This is a genomic window from Turicibacter sp. H121, from assembly GCF_001543345.1.
Lineage (GTDB): Bacteria > Bacillota_I > Bacilli_A > MOL361 > Turicibacteraceae > Turicibacter > Turicibacter bilis.
Genome location: NZ_CP013476.1, coordinates 1,320,001 through 1,341,109, shown reverse-complemented (window position 1 = coordinate 1,341,109; position 21,109 = coordinate 1,320,001). Strand labels below are relative to the sequence as shown.

General features: G+C 36.1%; 14 protein-coding genes, 1 tRNA gene and 2 rRNA genes (1 of these 17 cut by a window edge). 3 read left to right on the top strand and 14 right to left on the bottom strand.

Translation table 11 applies throughout. The features are described from left to right. Positions 1-34: 34 nt before the first annotated feature. Both folD and glyA read right to left on the bottom strand, forming a co-directional pair. Complete coding sequence (folD, locus tag AT726_RS06430) at positions 35-883, bottom strand: bifunctional methylenetetrahydrofolate dehydrogenase/methenyltetrahydrofolate cyclohydrolase FolD (protein ID WP_055275492.1); 849 nt, start codon at positions 881-883, stop codon at positions 35-37. 180 nt (positions 884-1,063) lie between these two features. Further along, positions 1,064-2,296 (bottom strand): serine hydroxymethyltransferase, encoded by a 1,233-nt coding sequence (gene glyA / locus AT726_RS06425; RefSeq protein WP_055243486.1) that lies wholly within the window; start codon positions 2,294-2,296, stop codon positions 1,064-1,066. A 335-nt stretch (positions 2,297-2,631) separates the two neighbouring features. On the opposite strand from glyA, the gene AT726_RS06420 reads away from it, so the two are divergent. After that, positions 2,632-2,970 (top strand): DUF3784 domain-containing protein, encoded by a 339-nt coding sequence (locus AT726_RS06420; RefSeq protein WP_237252796.1) that lies wholly within the window; start codon positions 2,632-2,634, stop codon positions 2,968-2,970. A 996-nt stretch (positions 2,971-3,966) separates the two neighbouring features. After that, entirely contained in the window at positions 3,967-4,509 is a 543-nt protein-coding gene (rbr, locus tag AT726_RS06415; protein ID WP_068759257.1) for a rubrerythrin, read from the top strand. A 384-nt stretch (positions 4,510-4,893) separates the two neighbouring features. Here the strand turns inward: rbr and purB are convergent, their stop codons facing one another. From purB to AT726_RS06395, 4 genes are all read right to left on the bottom strand, one after another. After that, positions 4,894-6,189 carry an adenylosuccinate lyase gene (gene purB, locus AT726_RS06410; RefSeq protein WP_055305288.1) on the bottom strand — a complete coding sequence of 432 codons (1,296 nt, stop codon included), beginning with the start codon at positions 6,187-6,189 and terminating at the stop codon, positions 4,894-4,896. Positions 6,190-6,380: 191 nt separating this feature from the next. Continuing rightward, the gene (locus AT726_RS06405; protein ID WP_055305911.1) at positions 6,381-7,724 is read right to left on the bottom strand and encodes a sensor histidine kinase; all 1,344 of its coding nucleotides are present in this window, start codon (positions 7,722-7,724) and stop codon (positions 6,381-6,383) included. Between the two features lie 12 nt (positions 7,725-7,736). Continuing rightward, positions 7,737-8,429 (bottom strand): response regulator transcription factor, encoded by a 693-nt coding sequence (locus AT726_RS06400; protein ID WP_055245009.1) that lies wholly within the window; start codon positions 8,427-8,429, stop codon positions 7,737-7,739. A gap of 61 nt (positions 8,430-8,490) precedes the next feature. Beyond that, positions 8,491-9,075 (bottom strand): hypothetical protein, encoded by a 585-nt coding sequence (locus AT726_RS06395; RefSeq protein WP_055245011.1) that lies wholly within the window; start codon positions 9,073-9,075, stop codon positions 8,491-8,493. Positions 9,076-9,492: 417 nt separating this feature from the next. Here AT726_RS06395 and AT726_RS06390 point away from each other — a divergent pair, with 417 nt between their 5' ends. Continuing rightward, positions 9,493-10,734, top strand: a complete 1,242-nt coding sequence (locus tag AT726_RS06390; RefSeq protein WP_068759256.1) for an IS110 family transposase — start codon at positions 9,493-9,495, stop codon at positions 10,732-10,734. A gap of 178 nt (positions 10,735-10,912) precedes the next feature. Here AT726_RS06390 and AT726_RS06385 read toward each other — a convergent pair whose 3' ends face one another. From AT726_RS06385 to AT726_RS06350, 8 genes are all read right to left on the bottom strand, one after another. Then, complete coding sequence (locus AT726_RS06385) at positions 10,913-11,194, bottom strand: hypothetical protein (RefSeq protein WP_055277659.1); 282 nt, start codon at positions 11,192-11,194, stop codon at positions 10,913-10,915. 895 nt (positions 11,195-12,089) lie between these two features. Next, complete coding sequence (locus AT726_RS06380; RefSeq protein WP_055245016.1) at positions 12,090-13,370, bottom strand: adenylosuccinate synthase; 1,281 nt, start codon at positions 13,368-13,370, stop codon at positions 12,090-12,092. Between the two features lie 86 nt (positions 13,371-13,456). Continuing rightward, entirely contained in the window at positions 13,457-14,872 is a 1,416-nt protein-coding gene (locus AT726_RS06375; RefSeq protein WP_055245018.1) for an NAD(P)/FAD-dependent oxidoreductase, read from the bottom strand. 197 nt (positions 14,873-15,069) lie between these two features. Continuing rightward, positions 15,070-16,815 carry a diguanylate cyclase gene (locus tag AT726_RS06370; protein ID WP_144436959.1) on the bottom strand — a complete coding sequence of 582 codons (1,746 nt, stop codon included), beginning with the start codon at positions 16,813-16,815 and terminating at the stop codon, positions 15,070-15,072. A gap of 496 nt (positions 16,816-17,311) precedes the next feature. Then, positions 17,312-18,916: a CTP synthase gene (locus AT726_RS06365; RefSeq protein ID WP_068759255.1), complete on the bottom strand. Its 1,605-nt coding sequence runs from the start codon at positions 18,914-18,916 to the stop codon at positions 17,312-17,314. A gap of 217 nt (positions 18,917-19,133) precedes the next feature. Continuing rightward, positions 19,134-19,207: transfer RNA gene (locus AT726_RS06360), tRNA-Gly, on the bottom strand. Between the two features lie 11 nt (positions 19,208-19,218). Then, positions 19,219-19,327, bottom strand: a 5S ribosomal RNA gene (gene rrf, locus AT726_RS06355). Positions 19,328-19,379: 52 nt separating this feature from the next. Beyond that, a 23S ribosomal RNA gene (locus AT726_RS06350) occupies positions 19,380-21,109 on the bottom strand (it continues 1,161 nt past the right edge of the window).

The window sequence follows — 21,109 nt, the reverse complement described above, 5'->3', positions numbered from 1 at the left end:
AAGGTGAGACTATTAGAAGTTACTTTTTTTACAACTATTTTAAACGTTTAGCAGCCTCTAATGTATTACGAAGTAACATTGTAATTGTCATTGGTCCAACTCCACCTGGAACAGGCGTAATATAACTAACTTTTGGTTCTACTTCATCAAAAGCTACATCACCCACAAGTTTTCCAGTTTCTAATCGATTAATTCCAACATCAATGACAACTGCTCCATCTTTGACCATATCCGCTGTGATAAAGTTCGGACGTCCAATAGCCACAATGAGAAGATCAGCTGATTTCGTAAATTGAGCTAAATCTTGTGTACGAGAATGACAAACCGTTACGGTTGCATTTTCATCTAAAAGTAATTGAATAAGAGGCTTCCCAACAATATGACTACGCCCAACAATAACCGCATGACGTCCTGTCATCTCAATGTTATAAGCTTTTAATAATTCAATCACACCAGATGGTGTACATGGTTTTAAGCAATCTAGACCCGAAGCTAAAGCTCCCACCTGATACGGATGGAATCCATCGACATCTTTTTTCACCGAAATCGTTGCAATGACCTTTTCCTCACTAATATGTTTAGGTAGTGGTAACTGAACTAAAATCCCATGAACAGATGGATCTTCATTTAATTCCTTAATTTTTGTCAATAACTCCGACTCAGTTGTTTCAACAGGTAATTCAATCACCGTTGACTTAAATCCAACCTCTTCACAAGATTTTTTCTTATTTCTAACATAAGTCATTGATGCAGGATTATTACCTACAATAATCACAACTAAATGAGGTTGAATCCCTGTTTTCTCAATGAATTCTGCCGTTTCCTGGGAAATTTTATCTCTAATTTGAGAGGAAACTTTTTTCCCATCAATCAATGTTGTCATCACGATTCCTCCTACTTACAAACTTTATCTTTAAGTTTCTTCATTATAACACAAAATACCCTATAAAATAACATATGCCTCATCTATTTAATGTATGCTTAGCTCGCCACTACTATTTATACATAGCTAAGATTATCATTAAAAATCCCTTGCCTCACGCAAGGGATTTCTTATTTTTAATTATCGATTTTCATATAAAGGGAAACGTCCAGTTAATCCTAAGACTGATTGACGAATTTGAGCTAATTTTTCTTCATCCTCATGATATTTTAACGCTTCAGCAATATAACCTGCTAACTCAATCATTTCTGCTTCTTTAAATCCACGAGTTGTGACGGCAGGCGTTCCTAAACGAATTCCACTCGTAACGAATGGTTTTTCTGTATCAAATGGAATCGTATTTTTATTACACGTAATCGCCACTCGATCTAAGACAGCTTCAGCGACTTTTCCAGTTAAGCCAAATGTCGATTTCACATCAACAAGCATCAAATGATTATCTGTTCCACCTGACACAATACGTAAACCATGCTTCGCTAATTCTTCAGCTAACACTTTCGCATTTTTAATCACTTGTTTTTGATACTCTACAAAATCAGGGGTTAAAGCTTCTCCAAACGCAACAGCTTTTGCGCCAATAACATGCATTAAAGGCCCGCCTTGAATACCAGGGAATACAACTTTATCTAATTTTGTCGCAATTTCTTCATCATTCGTTAAAACCATTCCACCACGTGGCCCACGTAATGTTTTATGAGTCGTTGTTGTCACAATATGAGCATAATCCATTGGATTTTGATGTAATCCCGCTGCGACTAATCCCGCAATATGCGCCATATCTACCATTAAATAAGCCCCTACTTCATCTGCAATTTCACGGAATTTTTTGAAATCAATAGCACGTGGATAAGCAGATGCCCCTGCTACAATTAAAGCTGGCTTAACTTCAAGAGCAATTTGACGAACAACTTCATAATCAATCGTTTCAGTTTCATCACTTACTCCATATTCATAAAACTCATAATCTTTTCCTGAGAAGTTTAACGGATGACCATGAGTTAAATGTCCCCCGTGACTTAAATTCATTCCTAATACTTTTGCTCCCGGCTCTAACACTGCACGATAAGCTCCCATATTGGCTTGAGAACCCGAATGAGGTTGAACATTCGCAAATTTTGCTCCAAATAATTGTTTGGCACGATTACGTGCAATATCTTCAATCGTATCTACAAATTCACATCCACCATAATAACGTTTATTTGGATACCCTTCTGCATATTTATTTGTTAAAATAGATCCTTGAACCGCCATAACTTCTTCTGATACATAATTCTCAGACGCAATTAATTCCACATTTTCACGTTGACGCTTTAACTCTAATTGTAGCGCCTCAAAAATAGCCGTATCTTTCATCAAAAAATCACTCCTAACAAAAACTTCTATCGTCATTTTCACATAAACCTATCGAATAGCCAACTTATATGCTCTTTACTTATACTTCTAGTATATAAGTAAAGTAGTTCGCAGGTGTGTTTTTTAACCAAAAAACAAAAAAAAGTGCCTTATCATAGAAACTATTTTCTATCACAAGACACTTTATTGCAGAGTTTCTAACATTTAGCATTCACTAAATCTTATCCAGATACTTCACGGCTATCCGATAACCCTTACGCAAAACCCTACAAATTAATTATTTCCCTTGTATCAAAAAATATTCACTCATATAATAAAATAAAGGAGGAATGAATATGGAAAATATGCCCTTAACCATTTTCACTCTAATAATGGCAATATTTTTTTTCATTTTTGCCACTATTTTTGCTTTATTAAAAGAAAAAGCATGTCTCTTAATTTCAGGTTATAACTTCAAATCGAAAAAAGAACGTCTTAAATATGATGAGAAACGCCTGAGCCTGGACATGAGAAATAATTTTATCACTTACGGCATTATTTTTGTCATTGGCTCAATCCCAACTTATTTCTTCGGAATGTGGTGCTTCATTCTTACCATCATTATTTGGCTCATTTACTTTTTCAAAAATGTTCACCTAGATGATAAAAAAGCTTTCGACAAATATAAAAAATAAAAAAGTGCCTCATTATAGGAACATCTTCCTACAATAAGACACTTAACCTGTAGAGTCCATCTAATATCGAGTTTCACAACTGAATATTAGTCAGATAATATTCTTTATAATGGGCTATCTGCTACTCCATTCTAAGGCTAAATTTCTTTTTTATGTGGGAACATCAGCGAAGACCACCTTTGACTCTACACTAATAGGATATGTAGATTCAAAATTTTTATCCTTAATTCCGACATATTTTTAAATATATTTCTCATATAATAAAGTATTAATTCATCAAAACAGGGGGGAAAAATGGATTTTATAGATAATTTAATTCAAACCTTATTTGATATAATTGATAACTTATTTTGGTTTAGTCCCGGTATAGGGCCAAGAAAAATAAAGAAGCTAAATGTATTTATTGCTAGTTTTGCGATGGTCGTTTTCATTTGCTTCATCTATCAACTTATCTTATAAAACAGAGTGACTTAAATTAATAGTACTTTTTTTGGTCCGCTAATAACAAAAAATAAAAAGTGTCTTGCATAGAAACATTTTTCTAAAACAAGACACTTTTTTCTGAGAGTTTTAAAGTCTAATAACGGTATTCATTAAACTTTTTCAGATTATTACTATTTATCGTGGGCTATCCACAAACGCCACGCAACGGCCGATTCTACTGATTATAGTGGGATGATCGACAAACACCACTGCAACTCTCATTAATAGAATAACTCATTAACAAAAAAATATACAAAAAAGATGCGCTAAGCGCATCTTTTTTAATTGGAAGTAGATAAACTACTTACTTTATACTGATCTCACTATTATTATATCTAAAATTTATCCTATAAGCAATTTTTTATTACCTTAAATGATAATTAATATCAATTATTTTAAATAAATTTAAGAATTATTATTGATTTTAATCTAAAGCTAATATAAACTAGTAATAGTTACTATTTACTTTAAAAAGTCTAATTAGAGATAACGAGAATAAAGGAGAATTGAATTATGAATAACTTAAAAGGCTCTAAAACTGAAGCAAATTTAATGCATGCATTCGCTGGTGAATCAATGGCACGTAACAAATATACTTATTATGCTGCAAAAGCTCAAGAAGAAGGATATGAACAAATCTCAAACATCTTCTTAGAAACAGCTCGTAACGAAATGGAACATGCAAAATTATGGTTCAAATTATTACATGAAGGTGAAATCGCAGATACAATGACAAATTTAAAAGATGCTGCAGCTGGAGAGAACGATGAGTGGACTGACATGTATGCAACATTCGCACAACAAGCTCGCGAAGAAGGGTTCAATCGTATTGCAGCCTTATTCGAAATGGTTGGAAAAATCGAAAAACACCACGAAGAGCGTTATATACAATTATTAAAAAATATTGAAGAAGGTCAAGTATTTGAACGTGAAGAAGAAATTGCTTGGGTATGCCAAGAATGTGGACACATTCATTTCGGGAAAAAGGCGCCGAAAGTATGTCCAGTTTGCTCATACGATCAAGCACACTTCGAAATCCGTTCAGAAAACTACTAATATCTCAAAGAGCCGAATGGCTCTTTTTTTGCTCAAAAACAAAAATGTGGATAACTTCAAATGAAGTTATCCACAACACGATTAAATTGAATATGGCCAATCAAATTAATCTAAAATATTTAACTACCTTTCCTCATCTAAGGTAGTACATTTAACTAAAATTTATTTCCCTACTTAACTCAGAGAACGCAAAATTCCCGCTACTTTTTGGCCCATCTAATTCATTTGAATTTAAATATTCTTATCCTTTAGGGCAACTTTTATTCAATCCAGTTTCAAATGACAACCTTCCTATCAAGTCTCCTCCGATCACTAAACTCAAACTTCGAGTTTAGACCCCCGAAATCCGACCTGTACGGAAAGCTCAACGTCATTTTCAACCTTTTAGTTTAATCCAAGGCGTTCGAAGATTCCGTCTACTGCTTTTAAGTGATATGTATGATCGAAGCAATCATCTAAATCTTCCATTGTTAAATGGCTCATGACTGTTTCATCTGCTTCTAATAATTGACGGAATGATTGACGGTTTTCCCAAGCTTGCATTGCCTTAGGTTGAACTAAATCGTAAGCTTGCTCACGAACAAATCCTTTTTCGATTAATTTTAACATCACACGTTGAGAGAAAATAACACCATGAGTTTTGTTGATATTTTCTAACATGTTTTCTTCATAAACCGTTAAATTATCGATAAGGTTAGTAAAACGATTTAACATATAATCTAATAAAATTGTTGCATCTGGCATAATAATACGCTCTGCAGATGAATGTGAAATATCACGTTCATGCCATAAAGCAATATTGTCATATGCCGTCACCATATATCCACGTAACACACGTGCGCACCCTGCCATGTTCTCAGAACCGATTGGGTTACGTTTATGTGGCATAGCTGAAGAACCTTTTTGTCCTTTACGGAAGAACTCCTCTGCCTCACGAACCTCAGTACGTTGTAAGTGACGAACTTCAACACCCATTTTCTCGATAGATGCTCCAACTAACGCGATAGCTGCCATATAAGCAGCATGACGGTCACGTTGTAACGTTTGAGTTGAAATCTTAGCAGATTCAATTCCTAACTTCTCACAAGTGTAATCTTGAACGAAGAATGGAATATTCGCGTGCGTTCCAACGGCACCAGAAATTTTTCCACACTCAACCGCACGAGCAGCTTCCTCGAAACGAGCTTGATTACGTTTCATCTCTTCATACCATAACGCTAACTTTAATCCAAACGTCGTGATTTCAGCATGAACCCCGTGTGTACGACCCATTTGCACTGTATGTTTATATTTTTTAGCTTTCTCACCTAAAACATCAATAAAACGTTGAATATCAGCACGTAAAATATCATTCGCTTGTTTTAGTAAATATCCATTTGCTGTATCTACAACATCCGTTGACGTTAATCCATAATGTACCCACTTCTTCTCATCACCGCAAGTTTCACTTACCGCACGTGTAAAAGCTACAACATCATGGCGAGTTTCTCGCTCAATTTCATAAATACGATTCAGATCAAATGAAGCATTTTTCCATAACTTTTCAACATCTTCCATTGGAATGTGTCCTAAATGAGCCCAAGCTTCACAAGCTAAAATCTCAACCTTTAAGTATGCTTCAAACTTATTTTGTTCTGTCCAAATAGCTGCCATCTCAGGGCGCGAATAACGCTCAATCATGTCTACTTTCCCACCTTATCCTATTTTACTTTACCTATTTATTTTAACTTAAATTGCCCATTCTAACAAATCTTTCTTTTAAATTTTTGACATCATTTGTCGCAATAAAAAAAATGATAAACTACCGAAACGCTAACAAATGATTAATCCACTTTCATTTCAAATAAAAAAGGTTAAATCAGTTTATTGATTTAACCTTTTTTCATCTCATTTAATCGACGTTTACTAGAAGATGCCACATAAGGTAACTTAACACTCATACATACACCACCCTCAACATTTAGCGCCTCAACCGTACCATGATGTGTTGTCATAATACTTTGAACAATTGCTAAACCAAGACCTGACTGACCTTTATCCCCTTTATAAAAACGATCAAAAAGATAAGGTAAATCTGCCTCAGCAATTTGTGCTCCATCATTAAATAAACGAATCTCCACAACATTATTCTCAACAATCGTCTCAATCGAGATCACTGTCTTCGCATAACGAACCGCATTCGTAATAATATTCGATAACGCACGAATCATCTTATCATCATCCATTTTAACTTGAACTGATTTATCTAAATTCAACTGAAATTCAAGATTCTTATCTGCTACTAATCCTGCCATCTTATGATAAAAGCCATCTAAAAATTGATTTAAATCAACCAATTGAAGTTGATAACGATCGTGCGTCGCATCTTCAAGTTTAGATAAATATAAAATAGACTCAACTAACGTTCGAAGGGACTCACTCTCCTGAGCAATGACTTCAGCAGCCTCATCAATTGAAAAAATACCATCCTTTAATCCTTCCGCATAACCTCGAATATTCATTAAGGGGGTCTTTAATTCATGAGACGTATTTTCAAAGAATGCCTTGCGCTTACGATCATTATTAACAATCGATGTCGCCATACGAACAATATCTTCATCTAATTCTTGGATTTCATCACCTGTATAAATGGTTACCTCAGGCGCCTCCATACTTTCTTGGAAACCTCGAACCTTATTTTTCAGTAAATGAATCGGTCTTGAAATATTATTTTGAACATAGACCCCAAAAAACGCAGCAATTAACATACTGACCAGTGAAGTAATAAATAGGATACTTAAATTTAGTTGATTTAATTCACTAATCATCCCTTTTTCACTCACTAAGATAATATCAAACTTCGTATATCCAATATTCGTTTCACCTGAAACAGTTAAATAATGTTTATTTAGATATGAACTATCCCCTTTATGAGCCTGTAATTCATCATAAAGATCCTGACTATTTGTAAAAGCTAGTGTATTATCCTGGATAATAATCAAGTTAGATTGAACTAATTGCATAATATGATCTCTAATGACAGGTCCTGAGTGAAAATAATCCGTATTATAAATCATCAAGTTTTCCTTAATTAAATCTAACTCTTTTTTCATACTATCCATTAAACGATAAGTTAAAAATTGATTAGAGGCCACTGTAAATAGTGTAAATGACGTGGAGATCGCGATTAAAATAATCACAATATAACTCCAAAATAACTTGCGATCAAGTCTCATATCAACACCTAATTATAAATTATCATCGATTCGGTATCCATAACCCCAAACCGTTGTAATCTCAACCTGTGCATTCATCGCTTTTAATTTTTTACGAAGACGTTTCACTAAATCATCAATCATTCGTGATTCTCCGACATAATCATAACCCCAAATATTTTGAATTAAATTTTCGCGAGTAAATGAAATATTTTTGTTCTTTACTAAATAAGATAATAACATATACTCATTATTTGTTAATGACATCTCAGCACCATTCACTGTGCAGACACGTTTTGAATCATCAATTTTTACATCGTTAATTTGATAAAGAGTTGTCTCTTGTTCAGTTGCCATGACGGGTTCAATACGGCGGAAAATAATTTTCAAACGTACTAACAACTCGCGAGGACTAAATGGTTTTGATAAATAATCATCCGCTCCAAGCTCTAAACCAATAATACGATCCACCGCTTCATCTTTCGCTGATACGAAAATAATTGGAACTTGACTGACCGTACGAATCTTTTTACATAAATCAAGCCCATCCATTGTACCTGGCATCATAATATCTAAAACAAGGGCATCTGGTTGCATCACATTAAATGCCTCTAACACTGAATCTGCATTTTCAAATGTTGTAACCTTATATCCTTCCTTTTCTAAATATCTTAAAATTAATTGTCTAATATTTGCATCATCATCAATTACGAAAATATGTTTCATATCTATCACCTCATATTAATCTGTTAAAAAATCTTGCTCGTTAAAGCAAGATTTTTTTAAATTATTGTCCATAAGTCTCCAATAAAGCACGGTCTTGATCGATCCCTTCACCATACCCCGCTAACTTCCCATCTTTAACTTTAATTAACGCTGGTGTACCAGAAATCTCAATTTCTTCTGCGGTTTGTGGTGAACGGTTATTAAAAGCATCTTTATGATAAGCAACAAGCTCATTATTTTTATTTGTAGAAATTGTCCATCCTTCATTCGATGGATACTTCGCACTCGATTCTCCTTCATTGAAAACCTGTACCCCATTCTCAACTTTACCAATCACTTTTGTATATTTTTTATCATGAGCAGCCCAATCATACCAAGCCGCTTTATTTTCTGTTGCCGCAGCATCAACCACATAAATCGGAACATCCTTCTCATTATACGCAGCCACTAGCTCTGGACTAAACTGCAAACAGAGTGGGCAAGTTTCCTGATAAAAATAAACGTAATACTCTGACTCCTTTTGATCAAAAGTCTCTGTATAGTTAATATGTTTAAAATCAGTCAGCGAATTAACCGAAGGGAATAGGAAATTTGCTCCTACTGCAATAACAATAACTGCAACTAAGGCTATTAAAATTTTCTTCATAACTATTGCTCCTCGTATAATAAGTTTAAGCCCTTCATTTAGGGCATGAATTGTTCTTTGAAAACTGAATGAGTTTTCTTTACCTAAATGATTCATTTAGTGATCTCTTTTTGTCTCAGATACCCTCGGACGTTCCATCATATAGGTAATGGAATTGGATCCATCAGGAATATACTTTTTCCTCCTGTAGTTCGACTACATTTGAAGACTGTGACCCAGACCCAAACTGTTCGACAGACGCACAAGCTGTATCGACTCTTTCTATGTTCCTCTTCTTAACAGGGTTGAGGGCAGCACTCATAGCTAAAGTCTTTAGAATACTTATACGCGAGGTTGTCGCCACGTTTGGGACCCTAGGGATGTCCAGCCGTATCCGAGTTTATTCCAAATTCATTCAAAAGAAAGGAGGTCCCTTCCATGAAATTATTTGTCGGTATTGATGTTAGCTCTGAAAAACTTGATGTTTGTTTTCTTGATAGTTCAGACACGACGTTAAAAGAAGTTACCCTTCCTAATAACATTAACGGTGCCTCTTCTATCAAAGAAGATGTTCTCCAGTTTCACCAATCATTTAACTATGAAAAAATCGTGATTGGAATGGAGTCTACTTCGATTTACAGTTTTCATCCTGCAACTTTTTTATCTGAAGATCTTGAACTAAAATCCTTAGGTCTCGTTGAAGTCGTTATCCAAAACCCTAAGTCCATTCATCGTTATAAAGGGCTTTTTGAAGAAGATAAAAACGATCGAATGGATGCCTTTCGTATTGCCGACTTCTTACGTATTGAACGATTTAATAAGACAGTTTTAAAAGAGGAACGCTATGTCGCTCTTCAACGTCTGACTCGTTCGAGATATCAAATGGTTCATCAACTCACCGAATGTAAACAGCACTTTCTTGAGAACCTTTACTACAAGTGTAATACCCTCTCTAAAGAGCTCGATACCTCTGTTTTTGGTGCGACCATGCTCGATCTTCTTTCTGATGCACTAACCCTCGATGAAATGGCCGAAATGGAGTTAGAAGATTTAGCTAACCTTCTACAAGAAAAAGGTCGAGGTCGTTTTAGTGATCCACAGAAATTAGCTAAAACCATTAAAAAAGCTATTCGTGATTCTTATCGATTGGGTAAAGTCGTTCAAGAATCAGTAGACATGGTTTTAGCGACTTATGCACGATTAATCCAAACGTTGAAAAAACAGATTAAAGATTTAGAAAAAAGCATTGTGGCGCTCTTTGAAATTGTAACAGAAGCCCAATGTTTAAAAAGTATTCCAGGTATCGGTATTGTTTATGCCGCCGGTATTGTCGCTGAAATCGGTCAAATTGAACGTTTTGAAAATGAAGCCCAATTAGCCAAATATTGCGGTCTCTACTGGAAAAAAAATCAGTCTGGAAACTTTGAATCGGAACGTACACCACTGACACGAACAAGCAACCAATATCTTCGGTATTATATGGTTGAAGCTGCCAACTCTATCAGACGACACGAAGATACTTACCGCTTGTATTACCAGAAAAAATACGATGAAGTTCCGAAATTTAAACACAAACGAGCCCTCGTCCTAACCGCTAGAAAATTAGTGCGTTTGGTGGATACGCTGTTACGTAACCACCAACTCTACACGCCGGAAAGGAGCGTATCACTCAAAAGCTAACTGATTGCTTTTGAATCCTTTCTGTCTGGCGCTAGGCTAAATTTTTAAAAAATTAGCCGAGGGTCTAGTTCAGTGCGCCCAACTTTTAAAAATCTTTATCTATTTTTTTCAATCATATACTTGACTTAATACCACAAGTCTTTACATCCATTATTATAACTTAAAATAACCTCTTATATTAGAAAAAACTGTGAAATATATGTGAAAGGTTAAAAAGATTAGCAAGCTCTGCTGGTAACTCAATATAACCTGATGACACTAAAAACACTAAAATACCACACACAATAGCGATAAAAATAATCGTCTTCGTCACTACCTTAAACACCAGCTTACATAAAAATGCAATCGTTAACCCAACCAATACTCCTTCGAGTAAACCATATACTTCTACATAAGACTTAAATGCTTGATTAAAAACAAATAAACAGACTAAAAAAATTGCATAATACCATTTCTTCATCCAAATCACGCCCCTTTAATACCACTATTTTACATGATTTAGAAAAAAAAGCAACGCGAATTGCGTTGCCTATCTATATAAAAATTCCCACCTTGACCTTCTTAGCCTACTCCTAAAAAACAAAACAAACATCCTACCACCCATTAATAACTTCCCCATTATTAATAAGCACCTTCCATCTACCATCCACTTCAAAATTCTAACTCTCACTACTACTCTTATTCAATTAAATTCTGTTTTCTCACTAAAACCTAGTCGAAGTTTCCCCGCTTCTAATAGGTTGCTCTTACTCAAATAAACATAACTTCTCAGCTATATTCAAATTATATTAGTAGAAACTTCCCCATTTCTACTAAAACCTCTCACTCATAAATCCATCACCATCGTTTCCTCACGATAATGATACGCTAAATTATAGCAGAAGCTTCCCCACTTCCACTAAAGTCATCTATTCAATAACCATAAACCTGACTTCCCCATCAGATTCATGACTTTTTCTTACTGATTAATCTTAGTAGAGATTTCCCCTTCTCTACTCAAATCACTCACTTTACTGACATTTATAACGGCTTTCCCCACCGCTATCTCAGAATATATATAAGTAGCGATAAGTTTTTCATAGCTGAAAAAATTTTAGCGCTACTATAGTTAGCCTGGCTACCATCAAAACGAATGTACTAAGCTTATTTCGTAAAATGTGAAATCTTTTTCACTATGTATCTAAATAAATTCTCATTTCTAATTCAAAAGTTTCACTCGATTAAGAAAACTCTCGCTTCTAATAATCCTCTTGTAGTAGTCGTGCTTACTTCGTTTCTCACGACTTTCACAAAAAAGGATAACTCCGCTTGTTGCGGAGTCAAGAACAACTAACTGCACATAGTGCAGAGTTGTTCTAGAATAACGCTTTTAATAAGATTGTTTGTTCGCGGTCTGGACCAACGCTGAAGATGGCTACTTTTGCACCGATTAATTCTTCAATACGACGTAAGTAGTTTTGTGCAGCGACTGGTAATTCTTCAAATGAAGTTACTCCAGTAATATCTTCTTGCCATCCTGGCATTTCTTCATAAACTGGTGTACAACGTTCAAATTCTTTGATTGTTGATGGAACGTATTTAATCACTTGCCCATCTAATTCATAAGCTGTACAGATTTTTAGTGTCTCTAATCCTGATAATACATCTAATAAGTTAACTGAAATTCCAGTTAATCCACTTACACGACGAGTATGAGAAACAACAACACTATCGAACCATCCGATACGACGAGGACGACCTGTTACCGTTCCGTACTCACGACCGATTTCACGAATACGATTTGCAATTTCTCCTTCAATTTCAGTTGGGAACGCACCTTCACCAACACGAGTTGAATATGCTTTAACAACCCCGATAACTTCTTCAATCTTAGTTGGACCAACACCTAAACCAGTTGTTACCGCACCAGCTGATGGATTTGAAGACGTTACGAATGGATAAGTTCCGTGGTCGATATCTAACATAACCCCTTGAGCACCTTCGAATAAGACTTTTTTGTCTTCATTGAATGCTTCATCTAATTCATAAGAAGTATCCGTTACATAAGGACGAATCACGTCAGCATACTCACAATATTTTGTATAGATTTCTTCGAATGAGAATGTTGGTTTTCCGTATTTGGCTAAAATTTCATTTTTATCAGCTAATTGTTCTTTTAAACGAGTAGCAAATACTTCTTTATCCATCAACTCACCCATACGGATTCCAACACGTGCATATTTATCTGTATAACAAGGACCGATTCCACGTTTAGTTGTTCCAACTTTTTGATCTCCTTTTAACTCTTCTTGAAGACCATCTAACTCAATATGATAAGGGAAAATCACATGAGCACGATTTGAAATACGAATATGATCTGTTGAAATTCCCCCTTCATTTAAGTAAGCAATCTCCTCAAGTAATGACTCAGGATTAATAACCATTCCATTTCCTAAAATTACTTTTTCAGAATTAAAAATTCCAGAAGGAATTAAGCGTAACTTAAACTGTTGTCCATTGAACTCAATCGTATGTCCAGCATTATTTCCACCTTGGTAACGAGCTACGATATCTGCTTGTTGAGCTAAATAATCGGTAATTTTACCTTTTCCTTCATCTCCCCATTGTGTTCCTACAACTACAACTGTTTTTGCCATTAAAACTCTCCACCTTTTCTGTCAAAATGAAATTTAAATTTTTCTAGTATCTAAATGAATTGATTAGCGAAAACAATTCATCAATTTTACGCCTCATAGCGCTCTAAAATTTGACGAGCCACCCAAACTCCGCTTGCTCCAGCTTGCGCAAGTCCGCGTGTTACACCCGCTCCATCTCCACCAACGAATAAGCCCTTAACTTTTGTTTCAAACTTATCGTCAATCTCAGGACGAGCTGAATAGAATTTCGCTTCTACACCATAGAACAACGTATGCTCCGCTGCAATACCTGGTGTTACATGATCTAACGCTTCCGTCATCTCAATTAATGACTTCATCGTATTATAAGGCAGTACTAACCCTAAATCTCCAGGAACCGCCTCTTTTAATGTTGGTTCTACGAATCCTTCTTTTAAACGTTTAGCCGTCGTACGACGCCCTCTTAAAATATCTCCATATTTTTGAACAATTATTGATCCATTTGATAATTTGTTTGCTAAATGTGAAACTTCATGAGCAAACTCATTTGGTTGATCAAATGGTTCTTCAAACGTATGAGAAACAAGTAAAGCAAAGTTCGTATTCTTACTTCCTAACTTTGGATCCTTATAAGCATGACCATTTGCCAACATCGTTCCTGAATGATTTTCAACAACAACATGACCTGAAGGATTTGAACAGAACGTACGAACAACAGTCCCTACACTCGTGCGATAGACGAACTTTCCTTCATATAAATGCTCATTGATTTCTTGCATGACAATATCAGAAGTTTCCACGCGTACTCCAATGTCAACTTGTAAATTCTTCATCGGAATATTTTGACCTTTCATCACGTCTTTTAACCATACTGATCCATCACGACCTGGTGCTAAAAAGACTTGATTGGCCTTCATTGTCTCTCCATTAGCAAGTAATAACCCTTTTACTTCATTATCTTCGACGATAACATCTTTTACTTCAGTTTTAAAGTGATAATCCACACGGTCTTTCATTGCTTCATAAATGCTTTTTAAAATTTCTAAGTTTTGTTCTGTTCCTAAATGACGAACCTTTGCACGAAGTAATTTTAATCCTACCGCATATCCACGTTTCTCAATCTCACGAACCTTATCCGTCGTTGGGTCCGTAATATCAGTCGTTGCCCCATGTTCTAAATTAATTTCATCAACATAACTAATTAAATCCTCTACTACACCATTTGATAAATAATCTGTCATCCATCCACCAAACTCATGTGTAATATTAAACTTTCCATCCGAATAAGCACCAGCTCCACCAAACCCATTCGTAATTGAACAAGCAGGCATACAACCTACATGGTCCTTGATTACTGGACATTTTTTAATTTTATGTTCAAGAATTGGACATCTACGTTTATAAATATCTAACCCCTTATCTACTAAAGCCACCTTTAAATCCTTATTTTTCTTTGATAACTCATATGCAGCAAAAATCCCTGCAGGTCCTGCCCCAACAATAACAACATCGTAATTACTCATTGCTCTCTACTCCTTTAAACAAATCTGGTATATACCAACAAAAAAGCACCCTATGCGAACATAGAGTGCTAGATACTTAAAATATATATGAAATTTGTCAATTTAGTTTCCAAATTTGTTAGTTTCATTATTTTGTCACCTTTTTATATAGGATTTAACGTTACTATTATATCAAAGAAATCTCAATATGCAATCCCCTAATTTTGAAAAATTTGATATTGATTCCGACCATTTTTCTTACTTTCATACAAAGCATGATCAGCCTGCTGATAAAGCTTTTCTAAATCAACGGCCTCCCCTCTATAAAAAGAAATCCCAATTGAAACGGTCACTTCAAAATATTCACTATAACCTTTCAAATCTTCTCTAATACTTTCTACAACTGAAATAGCAACTTCCTTACTATGATCTCTAATACAAATCACAAACTCATCACCACCTAATCGACAAATCACACTATTCTGTGGACAACATTTCTTCAACACATTCGCCACATAAGTAATAACTTGATCGCCAACTAAATGACCATACGTATCATTAATTGACTTAAAATGATCAATATCCATAATGGCAAAAGTAAACGGCTCACCCTTATTCATCATCTTATCCATCTGATTCATATAACCTAATCGATTCAAAAGTCCTGTCGCATAATCCGTATATTTCAAATGCTCCGTCTTCTTATCCAAATAACGCATACATGCCAACACCAAAATAATAGATGTACATAGAATAGTCCCTCCAGCAAACAAAAATTGTTGCTGATGCATCAAATATAAATCATGCTTCAATGAAGACATCTCAAACAAGTACATTTCACTTGAAAGGAGCATCTCATACTTCAATCGCACCTCATCATCTTCAAAATCATGTACTTTAATCGCATCAAATAATGTCATAAAATTTTGATTATCTCTAACCATTAAAGAGAAAATATACTTACCAATTTTCCCTTTATACGACAAATTGTACTGTTCAAAATAATCTAAATAAACAGGATCTAGTAATAAATAATCAATCTTTCTTTCAACTAGCCCCTCATGTAACTTACTAATCGAATCTTCAACTCGAACATTCATCTCACTTCTTAAAAATCCTTCACTGGATACACTTCCTAGCACTGTATTAAGATTAGTACCCACCGCCTCTTGAAACATCACTTGATTAAATAGCCCATACGCATTTATCTGACCTTGATAAATCTCATAATTATTTCCCTCTAAAAATAATTTCTCATTAGACTCCATCTCAAAAACAGGTAATATATCAATCACCCCCTGTTGATAAGCCCCTACTAACTCTTCATAATCACCAAAAACAAACTCAAACTTGACACCAAAATTGTTATGAATCTGCTTCAAAACATAATCTAACATCCCAGATAACGTATCCTCATCCTCGTTATAATACATAAAAGGTGGTACATCATAAATCCCAACCTTTATCACAGGTTGCCGATAAAATAACCATTCATATGTCGATTTATCTAAATTATATAGCTTCCCAATTAATGCATTCTGATGGTTGAAGAAATAATCCGCATGCTTTTCCATCGTCTGCATCTTAGACATAATCCTATCTATAATTGAGATTAAATTAGGTTCATCTGAAATAAAATACCATGCCGATGACAAATATTCCGTTGATTTCACCTCTCGTAACTCATGCACTAAACTTTGATACTGAAACAAATCTCTCAGTACAAAAATCGCATCAATCTCACCATTATTAAGACCAGCATATAGAGCCATATAATTTGGATAACTAATAATATCTTTAAAAGATAATAAATACTTTTCAATCTTATCATCATTATTAACAATCCCAATTTTATACTTCATCAAGTCTTCTGTATTTTTCGCATTATTTCCTTGATTCACATAAAAAGTATACTCGAATTCATGAATAGGGGAGCTATAATAAAACTCCTTATATGCCTCCATCTTACCTGATACAAATAAATCGATAATCCCATATTTTAATAAACTTTCATTTTCTGCAATATCTGAAATTAAATATGAAGATAAATTCTTATCAGTTAAATTAGAAAATTCTTGAGAAATATCATTAATAACTCCCTTTAACGAACTATAAAAATAGTAATAATTTAATGGTGTAATAGAAGAAGGGTACCCTATCTTAAACTTACTCTGACTTTTTTCTAATAATCATTCCTCATCAGAATTATTGAAAACACTAGACGCTTCTATACAAAAATCATCCCCACTATTTATCATCGAACATATAGCGATTTAAAAAATAAACAAGTAATTCTTCATCCTACCCATCCTCAACTCTGAATTCGTTTTCACCCATAATTATATCATATTTTTACCAATAAAATAAAAAAAGTAGTTAGATCTCGAGCCCACTTTTTAATTCTAAAAAGCTCTTACTCTCAATCCAACTACAAATCTATAAACTAAATATTATACTAAACTATTCTAAACTAAATTCCATAGCTGCTTTCACAAAATCACGGAATAAAGGCTGTGGTTTTTGTGGACGTGATAAGAATTCTGGATGGAATTGTCCTGCCACAAACCAACGATGTCCAGGAATTTCGATAATTTCTACTAATCCGGTTTGAGGATTAATTCCTGAGAATTCTAATCCTGCATTTTCTAAAATCGTTTTATATTGATTATTGAACTCATAACGGTGACGATGACGTTCCTTAACATTTACTGATTGATAAGCATCATATGCTTTAGTTCCTTCTTTAACATAACAATCATATAAACCTAAACGTAACGTTCCCCCCATTTTAATACCTTCATATTGATCTGGTAAATAATCAAAAATAGCATGAGGTGTATTTTCATCAAACTCAGTAGAGTTAGCACCTTCTAATTTTGCAACATTACGAGCATATTCAATCGCAGCAATTTGCATACCTAAACAAATTCCAAAATAGGGAATATTTTTAGTGCGCGCATATTGACAAGATAAAATCTTACCTTCTACACCTCGATTACCAAATCCACCTGGTACTAAGATTCCATCTACATCAGCAAAGATTTCATTAACTATTTCTTCTGTAACTCTCTCAGAATCAATCCATTTAATCTTAACCTTTTTACCAAAATGGTAACCAGCATGTTTTAATGCCTCAACTACTGATAAATAAGCATCTGGTAATGCAACATATTTACCAACTAAGGCAATTGATACTTCACCATCTAAATTACGAACAGTATCAATTAACTCCTGCCATTTTGTCATATCTGCTTCCGGCGCTTCAATACCAAAATGTTTACATACATAATCATCTAATCCTTGAGCTTTTAAATGCATAGGAACTTCATATAAAATATCAGCATCAATTGCTTGAACAACAGCCTCTTTAGGTACGTTACAGAATGAAGAAATCTTCTCTTTAACATGATCTTCAATATCAACTTCAGTACGTAAAACAATAACATCTGGTTGAATTCCTAATGAAAGTAATTCTTTAACACTATGCTGTGTTGGTTTTGTTTTAATTTCACCAGCTGCTTTTAAATATGGTACTAAAGTATTATGAATATATAATGTATTATTATATCCAAAATCTTTACGTGCCTGGCGAATGGCTTCTAAAAAAGGTAAAGATTCAATATCACCAACAGTACCACCAATTTCAGTAATGATAACATCAGCATCACTATCTTGAGCAGCAGCAACTAATTTTGATTTAATTTCATTAGTAATATGAGGAATAACTTGAACCGTAGCACCTAGATATTCCCCGCGACGTTCTTTTTCAATAACATTAGAATAAACGCGACCTGTAGTAATATTTGAATTTTGTGATAAGTTTTCGTCGATAAAACGTTCATAATGACCTAAATCTAAATCCGTTTCGGCCCCATCATCCGTAACAAAAACCTCACCATGTTGATATGGACTCATTGTACCTGGATCAACATTGATATAAGGGTCAAATTTTTGCATAAAAACTTTAAGACCTCTATTTTTTAATAATCGGCCAAGAGAAGAAGCTGTGATTCCTTTTCCTAATGATGAAACAACTCCACCCGTAACAAAAATATATTTTGTCATGTATTATTCCTCCCATTAATAAGTTTCTGTTTTTAGATAAAAAAAAAATATGCTCTCCGTAATGGAGAGCATTTTTTAGGGCTCTTGAATATATTATCAGATATAATTTAATAATACAATAATAAATATTAATAAAGTCGAATATAAACGAAATTTTTGAAAAATTAAATTCTCACAAGGGATAAAAAAAGCACTCAAAGAGTGCGACTATTCGAATTGGAGCGGGTGAAGAGAATCGAACTCTCACAGTCAGCTTGGAAGGCTGAAGTTCTACCATTAAACTACACCCGCATATAGGTTTGGCCCAGCGACGTCCTACTCTCGCACTTGCGTACTACCCTCGGCGCTAAGGAGCTTAACTTCTGTGTTCGGTATGGGAACAGGTGTGCCCTCCTTGCCATCATCACTAGACCATTGAAAGATGTTGTTAATCTTCCAAAACTAGATATCTTCTTCAGTTTCTTTGGTTAAGTCCTCGATCGATTAGTATCAGTCCGCTCCATGTGTCACCACACTTCCACTCCTGACCTATCAACCTCGTCGTCTTCAAGGGATCTTACTTCTTTCGAATGGGAAATCTCATCTTGAGGGGGGCTTCACGCTTAGATGCTTTCAGCGTTTATCCCGTCCACACGTAGCTACCCAGCTATGCTCCTGGCAGAACAACTGGTACACCAGCGGTGTGTCCATCCCGGTCCTCTCGTACTAAGGACAGCTCCTCTCAAATTTCCTACGCCCACGACGGATAGGGACCGAACTGTCTCACGACGTTCTGAACCCAGCTCGCGTACCGCTTTAATGGGCGAACAGCCCAACCCTTGGGACCGACTACAGCCCCAGGATGCGATGAGCCGACATCGAGGTGCCAAACCTCCCCGTCGATGTGAACTCTTGGGGGAGATCAGCCTGTTATCCCCGGGGTAGCTTTTATCCGTTGAGCGACGGCCCTTCCATTCGGTACCGCCGGATCACTAAGCCCGACTTTCGTCCCTGCTCGACTTGTAGGTCTCGCAGTCAAGCTCCCTTCTGCCTTTACACTCTTCGAATGATTTCCAACCATTCTGAGGGAACCTTTGGGCGCCTCCGTTACTCTTTGGGAGGCGACCGCCCCAGTCAAACTGCCCACCTGACACTGTTCCCTGACCCGATAAGGGCCACGGGTTAGAACCCCAGTGACACAAGGGTAGTATCCCAACAGCGACTCCACCAAGACTGGCGTCCTGGTTTCTTCGTCTCCTACCTATCCTGTACATGTGCCACCAGTGCTCAATATCAAGCTACAGTAAAGCTCCACGGGGTCTTTCCGTCCTGTCGCGGGTAACCTGCATCTTCACAGGTACTATGATTTCACCGAGTCTCTTGTTGAGACAGCGCCCAGATCGTTACGCCTTTCGTGCGGGTCGGAACTTACCCGACAAGGAATTTCGCTACCTTAGGACCGTTATAGTTACGGCCGCCGTTTACTGGGGCTTCAATTCAAAGCTTCGCTTGCGCTAACCTCTCCTCTTAACCTTCCAGCACCGGGCAGGCGTCAGCCCCTATACATCACCTTGCGGTTTAGCAGAGACCTGTGTTTTTGATAAACAGTCGCCTGGGCCTATTCACTGCGGCTTGCTTTCACAAGCACCCCTTCTCCCGAAGTTACGGGGTCATTTTGCCGAGTTCCTTAACAAGAGTTCTCTCGCTCATCTTAGGATTCTCTCCTCGCCTACCTGTGTCGGTTATCGGTACGGGCACTTATTAAATTAACCCTAGAAGCTTTTCTTGGAAGCGTGACGTCAGTTGACTTCGCCATTCGGCTTCGGCATCACAGCTCAATGTTATGCCATGCGGATTTGCCTACATGACCACCTCACTGCTTACACGTGAATCCAATCACACGCTCAACTTAGCCTTCTCCGTCACTCCATCAGTTTAATAAGTGGTACAGGAATATCAACCTGTTGTCCATCGGCTACGCCTTTCGGCCTCACCTTAGGTCCCGACTTACCCAGGGCGGACGAGCCTTCCCCTGGAAACCTTAGGCTTTCGATGGATAGGATTCTCACCTATCTTTCGCTACTCACACCGGCATTCTCACTTCTAACCGCTCCACAGCTCCTTCCGGTACTGCTTCACCGCTGTTAGAACGCTCTCCTACCACTGACTCTAAAGTCAATCCGCAGCTTCGGCGGTCCGTTTAGCCCCGGTACA

Excerpts from the sequence above, each read along its gene's own strand:
- folD (WP_055275492.1), bottom strand. The coding sequence starts at position 883 with ATGACAACATTGATTGATGGGAAAAAAGTTTCCTCTCAAATTAGAGAT.
- glyA (WP_055243486.1), bottom strand. The coding sequence starts at position 2,296 with ATGAAAGATACGGCTATTTTTGAGGCGCTACAATTAGAGTTAAAGCGT.
- AT726_RS06420 (WP_237252796.1), top strand. The coding sequence starts at position 2,632 with ATGGAAAATATGCCCTTAACCATTTTCACTCTAATAATGGCAATATTT.
- rbr (WP_068759257.1), top strand. The coding sequence starts at position 3,967 with ATGAATAACTTAAAAGGCTCTAAAACTGAAGCAAATTTAATGCATGCA.
- purB (WP_055305288.1), bottom strand. The coding sequence starts at position 6,189 with ATGATTGAGCGTTATTCGCGCCCTGAGATGGCAGCTATTTGGACAGAA.
- AT726_RS06405 (WP_055305911.1), bottom strand. The coding sequence starts at position 7,724 with ATGAGACTTGATCGCAAGTTATTTTGGAGTTATATTGTGATTATTTTA.
- AT726_RS06400 (WP_055245009.1), bottom strand. The coding sequence starts at position 8,429 with ATGAAACATATTTTCGTAATTGATGATGATGCAAATATTAGACAATTA.
- AT726_RS06395 (WP_055245011.1), bottom strand. The coding sequence starts at position 9,075 with ATGAAGAAAATTTTAATAGCCTTAGTTGCAGTTATTGTTATTGCAGTA.
- AT726_RS06390 (WP_068759256.1), top strand. The coding sequence starts at position 9,493 with ATGAAATTATTTGTCGGTATTGATGTTAGCTCTGAAAAACTTGATGTT.
- AT726_RS06385 (WP_055277659.1), bottom strand. The coding sequence starts at position 11,194 with ATGAAGAAATGGTATTATGCAATTTTTTTAGTCTGTTTATTTGTTTTT.
- AT726_RS06380 (WP_055245016.1), bottom strand. The coding sequence starts at position 13,370 with ATGGCAAAAACAGTTGTAGTTGTAGGAACACAATGGGGAGATGAAGGA.
- AT726_RS06375 (WP_055245018.1), bottom strand. The coding sequence starts at position 14,872 with ATGAGTAATTACGATGTTGTTATTGTTGGGGCAGGACCTGCAGGGATT.
- AT726_RS06370 (WP_144436959.1), bottom strand. The coding sequence starts at position 16,815 with ATGGAGGCATATAAGGAGTTTTATTATAGCTCCCCTATTCATGAATTC.
- AT726_RS06365 (WP_068759255.1), bottom strand. The coding sequence starts at position 18,916 with ATGACAAAATATATTTTTGTTACGGGTGGAGTTGTTTCATCATTAGGA.